The sequence below is a fragment of the Citrobacter sp. Cpo091 genome, assembly GCF_030332645.1.
GTDB classification, from domain to species: domain Bacteria; phylum Pseudomonadota; class Gammaproteobacteria; order Enterobacterales; family Enterobacteriaceae; genus Citrobacter; species Citrobacter portucalensis.
Genome location: NZ_JAOWHL010000025.1, coordinates 1 through 9,782, shown reverse-complemented (window position 1 = coordinate 9,782; position 9,782 = coordinate 1). Strand labels below are relative to the sequence as shown.

General features: G+C 44.9%; 7 protein-coding genes, 2 tRNA genes and 4 pseudogenes. 9 read left to right on the top strand and 4 right to left on the bottom strand.

What is annotated here, in order from left to right:
* The first annotated feature begins 4 nt into the window (after nt 1–4).
* The 3 genes and pseudogenes from OGY04_RS01725 to OGY04_RS23170 all read left to right on the top strand — a co-directional run.
* Nucleotides 5–80, top strand: a tRNA-Phe gene (locus OGY04_RS01725).
* Nucleotides 81–244: 164 nt separating this feature from the next.
* The gene (locus tag OGY04_RS01720; RefSeq protein ID WP_286584664.1) at nt 245–1,504 is read left to right on the top strand and encodes a tyrosine-type recombinase/integrase; all 1,260 of its coding nucleotides are present in this window, start codon (nt 245–247) and stop codon (nt 1,502–1,504) included.
* A 28-nt stretch (nt 1,505–1,532) separates the two neighbouring features.
* A pseudogene (locus tag OGY04_RS23170) lies at nt 1,533–1,682 on the top strand (hypothetical protein); the annotation flags it as partial.
* Between the two features lie 197 nt (nt 1,683–1,879).
* Here the strand turns inward: OGY04_RS23170 and OGY04_RS01715 are convergent.
* A tRNA-OTHER gene (locus tag OGY04_RS01715) sits at nt 1,880–1,982 on the bottom strand.
* Between the two features lie 192 nt (nt 1,983–2,174).
* On the opposite strand from OGY04_RS01715, the gene OGY04_RS01710 reads away from it, so the two are divergent.
* A complete protein-coding gene (locus OGY04_RS01710; RefSeq protein ID WP_286584663.1) occupies nt 2,175–3,068 on the top strand; it encodes a hypothetical protein in 894 nt (297 codons plus the stop codon).
* A 50-nt stretch (nt 3,069–3,118) separates the two neighbouring features.
* Complete coding sequence (locus tag OGY04_RS01705) at nt 3,119–4,237, top strand: amino acid permease (protein WP_286584662.1); 1,119 nt, start codon at nt 3,119–3,121, stop codon at nt 4,235–4,237.
* Between the two features lie 3 nt (nt 4,238–4,240).
* Here the strand turns inward: OGY04_RS01705 and OGY04_RS01700 are convergent, their stop codons facing one another.
* Nucleotides 4,241–5,041 (bottom strand): MBL fold metallo-hydrolase, encoded by an 801-nt coding sequence (locus OGY04_RS01700; RefSeq protein WP_286584665.1) that lies wholly within the window; start codon nt 5,039–5,041, stop codon nt 4,241–4,243.
* An 84-nt stretch (nt 5,042–5,125) separates the two neighbouring features.
* On the opposite strand from OGY04_RS01700, the pseudogene OGY04_RS23110 reads away from it, so the two are divergent.
* Nucleotides 5,126–5,335, top strand: a pseudogene (locus tag OGY04_RS23110) (Tn3 family transposase); the annotation flags it as partial.
* A 615-nt stretch (nt 5,336–5,950) separates the two neighbouring features.
* On the opposite strand, the pseudogene OGY04_RS01695 reads toward OGY04_RS23110, so the two are convergent.
* A pseudogene (locus OGY04_RS01695) lies at nt 5,951–6,890 on the bottom strand (transposase).
* Between the two features lie 96 nt (nt 6,891–6,986).
* A pseudogene (locus OGY04_RS23105) lies at nt 6,987–7,172 on the bottom strand (DUF6002 family protein); the annotation flags it as partial.
* Nucleotides 7,173–8,287: 1,115 nt separating this feature from the next.
* Here OGY04_RS23105 and OGY04_RS01690 point away from each other — a divergent pair.
* The 3 genes from OGY04_RS01690 to OGY04_RS01680 all read left to right on the top strand — a co-directional run.
* Complete coding sequence (locus tag OGY04_RS01690; protein ID WP_286584661.1) at nt 8,288–8,581, top strand: acyl-homoserine-lactone synthase; 294 nt, start codon at nt 8,288–8,290, stop codon at nt 8,579–8,581.
* Nucleotides 8,582–8,993: 412 nt separating this feature from the next.
* On the top strand, nt 8,994–9,170 hold the full coding sequence (locus OGY04_RS01685) for a hypothetical protein (protein ID WP_286584660.1): 177 nt from the start codon (nt 8,994–8,996) through the stop codon (nt 9,168–9,170).
* A 355-nt stretch (nt 9,171–9,525) separates the two neighbouring features.
* A partial coding sequence (locus OGY04_RS01680) for an MFS transporter (RefSeq protein WP_286584659.1) occupies nt 9,526–9,782 on the top strand: 257 nt, incomplete at its 3' end.

Below are 9,782 nucleotides of genomic sequence, written 5' to 3'. Positions count from 1 at the left end.
CGTTGCCCGGATAGCTCAGTCGGTAGAGCAGGGGATTGAAAATCCCCGTGTCCTTGGTTCGATTCCGAGTCCGGGCACCACTATTTTAGTTTTGGGACGTTCCTATACGTCCGGGAACATAGAAAAATCAGTAAGTTGATGAAAATCTGGAGTACCGCAAGGTACTGCCAGATTTTTTGACATCCGTAGTTTTTGGGGGCTTAATTGGGGGCCTGCCGGTTTGATAAACTACGGAGCCCCCACAATGCCTCTGACTGATACCGCCACCCGCCACGCCAAACCTCTCGACAAACCTTACAAACTCAGCGACACGCAAGGTTTATACCTGCTGATTAAACCCAACGGTTCCAAACTCTGGCACCTTAAGTACCGCTTTGGCGGAAAAGAGAAAAAGCTGGCGTTTGGCGCTTACCCGACTGTCTCGCTGGCAACGGCCCGTAAACTGCGCCAGGAAGCCCGTACAATACTGAGCACAGGTGCCGATCCCGGTGTAAAGAAACAGCAGGACAAGCAGGCGAGAAAAAACGGCATTACCTTCGAGACCGTCTCCCGTCAGTGGGTAGCCGCGAACATTCGCTGGAGTGAGGCACACGCCACCAGAGTCCTGAGGTCACTGGAGTTGCACATTTTCCCGCTCATCGGCAATGCCCTTGTAACTGACCTGAAAACTGCCGATCTGCTTATTCCGCTACGGATAGCGGAGAAAAAAGGTTGCCTGGAAACAGCAGCACGAATACAGCAACGTACCACGGTCATCATGCGTTATGCCGTACAGGAAGGATTGATTACAAGCAACCCGGCCAATGACCTCTGCGGCGCTATCGCCCCGCCACCAAAAAACCATTACCCTGCCCTGCCGCTGGAAAAATTACCGGAACTACTGGAAAGAATAGAAAGCTATTCAGGCAGACTGCTGACAAAGCTGGCGGTACAGCTTAATTTGCTGATTTTTATTCGCTCCAGTGAATTACGTTTTGCCCGCTGGCCGGAGATCGACCTGGATAATGCGATGTGGACACTTCCTGCAAATCGGGAACCCATCACCGGTGTGCGTTACTCAGAACGCGGTGCAAAAATGAAAACGCCGCATCTGGTGCCGCTGTCAAAACAGGCGGTAACGGTACTGAAGCAGCTAAAACTGTTATCCGGCAACGGGGATTTACTCTTCCCCGGCGATCACGATGCCCGTAAGCCAATGAGTGAGAACACCATCAACAAGGCACTGCGCACGATGGGTTACGACACACAGGTGGACGTCTGCGGACATGGCTTCCGTACGATAGCGTGTAGCGCGTTGATTGAATCAGGCCGCTGGTCAAAAGATGCTGTGGAGCGGCAGATGAGCCATCAGGAGCGTAATCACGTTCGCGCCGCGTATATTCACAAAGCGGAACACCTCGACGAACGGACTCAGATGATGCAATGGTGGTCAGACTATCTTGATGCCTGCCAGCATCAATTCGTCCCGGCTTATCGCTTTGAGAAGTTGATTAAGGTTACCTGATCCAGACTGATGGACCGAATTACTTCTTAAACTTGAAGACGCACACCCGGGAAAATTCGCTGAAGGACATCGCAGAACACTTCAACGCAGGTTGCAGGAATGGCGGGTCGAGGTGGTCAGAGAACTAATCTACGGAATTCGTGCTGAGAGTAATATTTTAACTAAAGCAAGGAAGTAACGTTAACTGATGAGGCAACACGTCGGCAAAATTATTTGACGTCTAATCGGAAAGAAATATGTAATCTTCGTTTTGAACGACACATTCAAAAAAACACTAATTCCTTAGTCAACGAATACAATCGATTTTGATGATGTTAAAATTTTCAATTTAGGAACAGGATACTGCGAAGCCAGACAGGCAAATACAGTCTGGAGTGGCGGAGAGAGCAGGATTCGAACCTACGACACGATAAATCGTGTGGACTCAGGAAACTTTGCAATTGCCTTAATCTGGCTTAAACCACTCGCCCACCTCTCCGCATTTAATTCAAAAACACATAACCACACAAATGAAGCGGATTAAACATATCAAGTGATGTTTTGTGAACTGAATCACAAAACATCACTGTCTGCGGAAGTTTTTTTTAGTATTTGACACGAGTGACAAAATTTAAAGCGTAGTTGATGTAGGTTCCACCTGATTTGGCAATTATCAATGGGAGATATTATTATGGCCGATATTGAATTACTTGCCTTAAGGGATAAAAATTTCTATAAAACTGCAGAGCGGGTTATTTTCAGGGATTATAAATGCAACTGCACTAAAGGATGGAAAGACGTGGACAGATTCCTTGTCTACAGAGCAGATGAATCTGGTGTAACTGAAATAATTAATGATGAAGTCAGTGACCATAATTTAGATATTCTGATTGGGTTAACAAGGAGTAATCTCAGCAAAAATATTGTTATTTCAGGAGGGCATACCGTTGTAAATCTTGGCGATCGTTTTGCAGTGAGCAATGAGGTTGAGAAATCAGCGATATTCTGTATTGATTATATCGTAAAATCAAAGGAACAGTTAAACATTCAGCCTGACTTTCTCATGGAAATAAATGATTTTTACATGGAAAAAAGTGATGGACATGAAATCGATGGTGCTAACAAATACAGAAAGATGGCAACATCACCATATATTATACCGGAAAAAATAAATGACTACATTAAAGAAAATAACAAACGCTATGGTTTAGATATCAGGTCATTTTATGTTAGTGAAAAGACCATGGCAGATCGGTTCAAAAGACACATCAAAAACTCTATTGATGATAATGTTTTGTTTAATAGACAGGGTCGCAACCTTTTAATGACAGTAGACGAACAAACATTTGCCATTATAGACGATAATAAACCTACCTGCGCTGCAGGCAATGCAGCCACGTTCAGGGCGATTAGGTATAAAGTTTCCTCCAATAAGATTTTTGATAATTACACTTCTCATATCGGCGTATTCCCTCTTTGCTCGCGGACCAATGTTCTTAACGGATACAGGGCAGCGTCAGCATTCTATGGAAACCTCTCTTTACCTTCGCTGCTTGTGTTTTTCGGGAAATCCTGTTTTGAATAGCACTCGAAAAAAAATAAAAAGGCTTATGTTTATCATAAGAGAGTAATATCATGCGAATTTCATATTTATACTGGCCTGTAACATTTTTTTCTACTGCCTTTGGGGCCGGTATTTTCTTTTTGCCCCAGGCAGTAGGCCCGGTTGTACTTGGAATGGTACCTTTTCTTTTATTTATCACAAGTGCAATGCTGATTTCACTAATGGCTCACTATCTTTTTTTTAAGTTTATCAGTTTTCACCCAAAGAAAGATTACCTGGCGGCCACCTCGAAGTTTATTGGACGCCGTTCTGCATCTGTAATTTGTGCATTGTTTATATTTTCGATGATGATTATTGTTCTTATAAACTTCATAGCACTGGTTAATGTGGTAAGTTCATTTCTCTCAGACAGATTAATTGCCCGTTTTTTTGTCTCGCTGTTTTTAAGCTCAGCCCTTTCTGTGTCGTGGCTACTCTTTAATAACGAAGTGGAAAAACTTATTTCGCGGATCGCGCTACTTTCGATCATTTCGGTTGCAGGGGTTGCCGTGTATTTTTTCTTTCAACCAGTCCGGGAGCAGTTAATAAACTTATCGGGCATTGGTTCTTTTAATAGTCTCACGTTATTACCCGTTTTCCTTTTTACTTTCAACTTTACCCCATGCATCCAGCGCTTCACTAAAAGCTCTAAAAATCCGGAAGCTCAAAAATTGGTTATAGGAAAAATAATCACTTTTGCTTTTATCCTCATTTTTGTCTTAGCAGTTAGTCGATTATTAACACCTGAAGATATTAATATTATCAACCACAGAAACATTGATGCTCTTTCTTATACTGCGAATCTTAGTGGTAATCAGGCGGTGTGGTTTGGTGCAGCACTGCTTCTGTCTCTGCTGACTGCTGGCGCCTATACAGGAACACTGACTGGTGTTATCGACGGAATCAGTTCTTTTGGTGCATTGAATAAGAGGATTATTTTGAGCTGCAACATATTCATCTGTACCGTGTTCGGAACAGCAAATCCCAGCATAGTGAAAATAATTGCTAATGGTTCGATGCCAGTTATAGTCACTACGGTGTTCTTTATTCCATCCTTATATTTTATAAGCAAGGGGCGCATGCTGATGAAAACCATCGGAACACTGGTACTGCTCAGTGGCTGTGCCGTAATAGGAACTCTGTTTATTTAAACCCTACCCAAGAACATAAACATCACCTGTTGCCGGAGAGACTGCTTCCGGCAACCACAAGCGGCCCCATTTACCAGTACAATGACAACCCATTATTTTATCTGGTTTGTGCAGGCGTAGAAACTGCCTTACCTTATAGAGCCTAAGGGGTGACGCAAAGCGCAGGTGAAAACCACCGAAAATGGCATGAATATGATTTATCCCGGTTATATTCTGGCAGTGGCGTACGATATCAATCAGCCCACAATGACCACAACCGATAAAAATGATCAGCCCAAAGTCGGATTTATAGATTAAAACGCCCTCATCTTTTACATAATCCGTTTTCGCATTCTTACGACCGATAACACCGTAAGCACGCGGTTTGGCTACAGGGATTTCTCCTGACCACATAAAACGTTCCCCGATATGTACTGGGGTACTGCTGTACTCCATGCGAAAACGTGAAAAATCATTATTTAACGATAATTTTTTTATTCTAGCTGTATAGCCTGAAAACCTTACTGCAGAGTAGCGCTCACACCCCACCATTGGATGGCATATTATCCGACCTGCATCAGGTAACCACGGGACACCGCCACAATGATCATAGTGCCCGTGGGAAAGTACAGTCGCGGTCAGGTTTGTCAATTCGACCCCCATTAAACTTGCGTTATGCATGAAGCTATCATCAGGTCCGGTATCAAACAGAATTGAATCATTTTCATCCTGTATCAACAGACTTAGTCCGGCTTTAGCACGCAGCAAATTTTTAGAACCGGGCTTAAGTCGGTTTTCCAGCAAGACGCTGATGGTTATGGACATACTCGTTCTTCCCCTGAAATAATTCGTTACTGCCAGGCTGCAATACCTCTTTGAGGTACCCTCAATAATACTCCATTCCCGGAGTGGAACACGATTTATATACAGGCAGCTTTTGCTCACCTTTGTTGGAATCAGGACGAAACGCTGAATGATGAGGATATTTCCAGCTTTTCTCCACTGTGCCACGGACATATCATTTTGCTCGGTCATTGGGCACAATCTATATGCCAGGCTGCGCTTGTAAGGCTTTTTAATGGATGCGAACAGCAGAAATTAAAAAGTGGCGTGAGGTGAGTAAATTCCATTTCGAAGAAATGGCTAATTTGCGTCGCCCGAACCCACCCGCGAGCGTTCACCCCGGGGGAACCGAGCAGGCCGGGGGGAGCCGAATAAATTTTGCCGCCCCAGCGAGCAAAAAGACGCGCCCACGCGTCGGTTTATTTGGGGGGCTTGCCCCGCACACCGTCGCCGCTAAGTCTCCGGCCAGAAGCCGGTAGCGTTGCGCGACCAACCCCTTTAAAGCAGCGTTCCCTTTTTTTGAAGCCTGCGAGAAAAAACAGGCGAAACGCGCGTCTTAAAGGGGTTGGTCGCGCGTAGCGCGTGACGGTGTGCCGCTTTTGACCCTGGGGGTTTTGGCGCGGCGTCCAGACGCGACATTACCCCTATGAGACTGGAAATAAGGGCGTCCAGCCCGCATTTACAGGCGTTCGGGATGTTGTGCCGGGAAGCACAGCTTTACGGCACTTTGCCGCAACGCGACCTGGCTATCGCCCCATGACATCGCCCAACACCGTGGGGCGTACTGACTGGGCGATGTCATGGGGCGGATGGCAAAGTCTATATACCGCCGTATATATGGAATAAGCAAAAACAGGGATAGGCTTATCTAAATAGCTGCACCGAATATCGCTACACTTTTGCCTGTCCATGTTTAGCTCCGGGGAATGAGCTGACTGTTTCCATAAAATGGTGAACCTTTCTCAGTAGTTGCCACATTGTCCGGCACTGATGGTTCCGGGTTATCGTGTCGTGCAGCGCCTGCCATAGCCGCTCAACATGATTCACCCACGGCGAGTAAACCGGTTGATAAATGACCCTGAACTTCGGGTTCGCTTTCAGCCAGCGCCGGGTTTCCTGGCTCTTATGGATGATGTAGTTATCCACGATAAGCCTGATAGTTTTTGCCCGTCGATACGTGGCCTTAAGGTGTTTCAGCAGACTGATAAATAGCATCGAATTTTTGCTGCCGCCTCCCGCGCAACTGCCAGTCCGCACCGATTTTGGGATTGAGGTGGATATCCACTTCATCCTCATAAAAGACCGGATGCTCTGCGCTGCATTCGTCCAGCGCTTTATGAATTGCGGCCATCTTTTCCTCTTTATGCGGATCACGGATACACAGCGTCGGAGCCGCCCCGCGCCATACTATCCCAGCGATGGGCAACCAGTGACAAAGGGTTCCCGCATGCAGCGGGCATCCTGTTATCTCATTGATTTTTTATAGCCAGAAGTTCTGTGCTCCAGCGCGAGCGCTGATAACCAAATCACTGGGAGAATGCTCTATCAGTTCACGTAACAACGTGCAAATATGCTTAAAGGACCAGCGGCGGGAACGTCCGGCAGGCAAAGATTTCAGGCCTTCAGGACCCGATAGCGTAAGCCAGTTTATCCAGCGACCTACTGATGAACGGGCGCAGCAGAGCGTCCTGGCGACGTCGCTGACGCTTTCTCCCCGGTGCAACATCAGCAGCGCCATGAGCCTGCGAGCATGATTTTTATCGGGTGTTTTATGGATAATTTTCTGCATCTGACGTCGTTCATTTCGGGGGATGGGTGCTATGATCGGCATTGCTCAGTCCGGTTGGTGATTTTGGTTGGTTTGGCGATTGATCAGATCGCACAATCCGGGCTGAGTTCCCTTTAAGTGATCTATTATTCGGCGCAGCTATTTAGACACCATAATCAATGAAGCAAAAATTTTTGTTGTCTGTGTTGCTTTATTTTTTGTCATATTTAAAAATATTATATTTACATCCTTATAATCGTCAACCTCTGCCCATGAAATATCACTACAATTAATGATATTTAGCATCCTGCCATCAGATTGAGGCCATTCATAAATAGTATTGAAGTCGTCACTCTGAAATTCAGGCGAAAGTCATTTTTACCTTTAAATAAAAGATCTTGTATTTTCTTATAATAGAACGCTAATGAGTTATTTAAACCCCCAGACCTTTTGACATCTAAACAATTCAGATAGCTTGCAATTTACTTTTGATCATCACGTCGTTCTAAAACTTTATAATCGCATGGTAAATACTTAGTAAATAAATCGCTGACAGCACCTTAACAGAGCCATGATGCAGATAGTCTGATCGCATATGCGCTATTCAACTCTTTAGATTTGGAACATAACAAAGATTGATTTAGCCTTCCCTCATTGCAATGAAACCAGTTGTGTCTAACGTAAAGAAAATTTCGTATAAGAAGTCTAACGCTACTGCCTTGAGCTTTTCCTAAAGACTTTTCAACTATATTTTCGCCACCATATAAATGGTGTATAACGACATATATACCAGCTCATCGTTGACATGGCGATGAATGGCTCAAAATACAAAGATACTACCCACCTGCTGAGCAGCAATCCTGAATATCGTTCTTTTATCGCTCAAAAAAATGTAGCCGACAACATCTACTTTGACCACATCACGGATGTGGTCTTCTGCTCTAAATCGGGCCAATGGACAGAGTATCGATGCAATGCGCGATGAACACTCGACGTTTATGACCGTATTCGTAAGCTTTCCTTGTCCATGTTTCTGCTCCGTTCTTGCAATGTTTACTTCTCTCGTTAAGCAAAATTAAGATTTACTTCTAAATGACAGATACCTGGGCTATTAATAAGGTCTTGCTTGAGTTGCCAAGCCATTTGTTTAACAACAAAAAAAAATACACTTAACGAATAAAACAGCTTAATCTGAATCTGTGAACTCATCTCAAACGGCTTCCTCTTTATTATTTATACGGACACCTTTTCTAAATCAGAAAAAATGCTCAACGAAAAATCATCAGCTGGGATTGATATCTTACCATTTACCTTTATCAAAAAAATTGCACCACGACTTATTTCGTTATCATTGAGTATCATTACTGTTTAGTAGTTAATCAACCTGTCAAAATTGACAGGTTGATTAACTAGCATTTCTCATTAAAAAATGAAACATCTTAAAATTTTAAGGAAAAGCCATGAATATCGAATTATCCACCATCGATGATGTTATAAAAAAGGATTTTTTGTTCGAATGTAGATATGAAGTTTTTTCGATACGGCTAATATGGGATGTTATCGTAAATAACGGGAAAGAATACGATCAATACGATAGCAATAACGCTACCTATATCATAATTTCTGAGGATTACGAGATTATAGCTAACGTTAGATTAATTGAAACTAAACACCCTCATCTTCTTACAGGTTCATTTAATATTTTTTCTTATGCAGAAGCAATTAAATTATTGAAGCAACTCGCTTGTTCATGAGAAAAAATGACCAGCTGCAAAGGGCCCGTTTGTCAAATTTTATTCTCTTCGATGATCGAGCATTACATAACAAAGGGGCACAACTCTATTATGTGCAGTAGTTGGACGTGGAATGGACAAATTTTTAGACAAATACAGCTGGACACATGAGATTATTGAAAAATGTTTTATCGAAGAAAAAACACTTACTTAATAAATCTCCCAGATTCATTAGAAATTTGCAAAAAAAACAAGAGAAAACGCATCAATAGATCCTGATAAATACTTCATGCCCATAGTTAGAGAAGACCATAAAGAGCGGCTTTAGTTAGGGCATACCTTGTATTAGGAAGCCATTCAGATAACACTGCGCGACATCCTGCCCTTTATGGTCCTGATGGCCCTCGCTGAAAACTCAACCCTGGGGGCCGCCATGGAACACCTGCTGACCCCACTCGTGGGCTCGGTCTGGGGACTCCTGCTGCTCTCGGTCATCTGCAGCTTCCCGTTCCTGTCCCCGCTGCTCGGGCCGGGGGCGACCTTCACGCAGGTGGTTGGAGTGATTATCGGGACGCAGATCGGGGCAGGGGTATCTGCTCCCGCCAGTTGACGGGACCGCTGGCCGTCATCATCGGCTGGCTCTGCGCCACCGGACTGTTTACCTGACGCACGACTGATGAGGGGGCCGGTACGCGGATAGCCGACCACGGGGGATAACGCACCGGGCCGAAAGGATAACAGTGAACGGCTCATCACACCCTTACCGGGTGGGGGTAACTGTGGCCTGAAACTAAGCAGGACCACCGCACGAGGAGGTATCTGAACCCACGCATAACCTGACTGACAGTACTACCCGATTTCGTCTCTGGCCTTTATTTCGTATACGGGCAACGGCTTCGCTCACGCGTTATTCAGGCAGGACACCAAAACTAACGCATTAACGGATAGAAAAGGATGCCCTGGAAATGAAAATTAAGAATCTACGATGGTACATTATTGTCCTGGTTATGATGGGCACCATCACTAACTACCTGTCCCGCAATACCCTCGGTATCGCTGCTCCGACCATGCTGAAGGATATCGGCTTCACCGAACAGCAGTACGCCTGGATCACCGCCGCCTTTAATCTTGCTTACCCGGTGGGCGGGGTCTGTGCCGGCTATATCATGGACCGGTTCGGCGTACGCTGGGTCTTCGCCATGATGGCCATCCTCTGGTCCGT

What these genes read in the sequence shown, in the direction of transcription:
- OGY04_RS01720 (WP_286584664.1), top strand. Translation starts at nt 245, where the DNA reads ATGCCTCTGACTGATACCGCCACCCGCCACGCCAAACCTCTCGACAAA.
- OGY04_RS01710 (WP_286584663.1), top strand. Translation starts at nt 2,175, where the DNA reads ATGGCCGATATTGAATTACTTGCCTTAAGGGATAAAAATTTCTATAAA.
- OGY04_RS01705 (WP_286584662.1), top strand. Translation starts at nt 3,119, where the DNA reads ATGCGAATTTCATATTTATACTGGCCTGTAACATTTTTTTCTACTGCC.
- OGY04_RS01700 (WP_286584665.1), bottom strand. Translation starts at nt 5,041, where the DNA reads ATGTCCATAACCATCAGCGTCTTGCTGGAAAACCGACTTAAGCCCGGT.
- OGY04_RS01690 (WP_286584661.1), top strand. Translation starts at nt 8,288, where the DNA reads ATGAATATCGAATTATCCACCATCGATGATGTTATAAAAAAGGATTTT.
- OGY04_RS01685 (WP_286584660.1), top strand. Translation starts at nt 8,994, where the DNA reads ATGGAACACCTGCTGACCCCACTCGTGGGCTCGGTCTGGGGACTCCTG.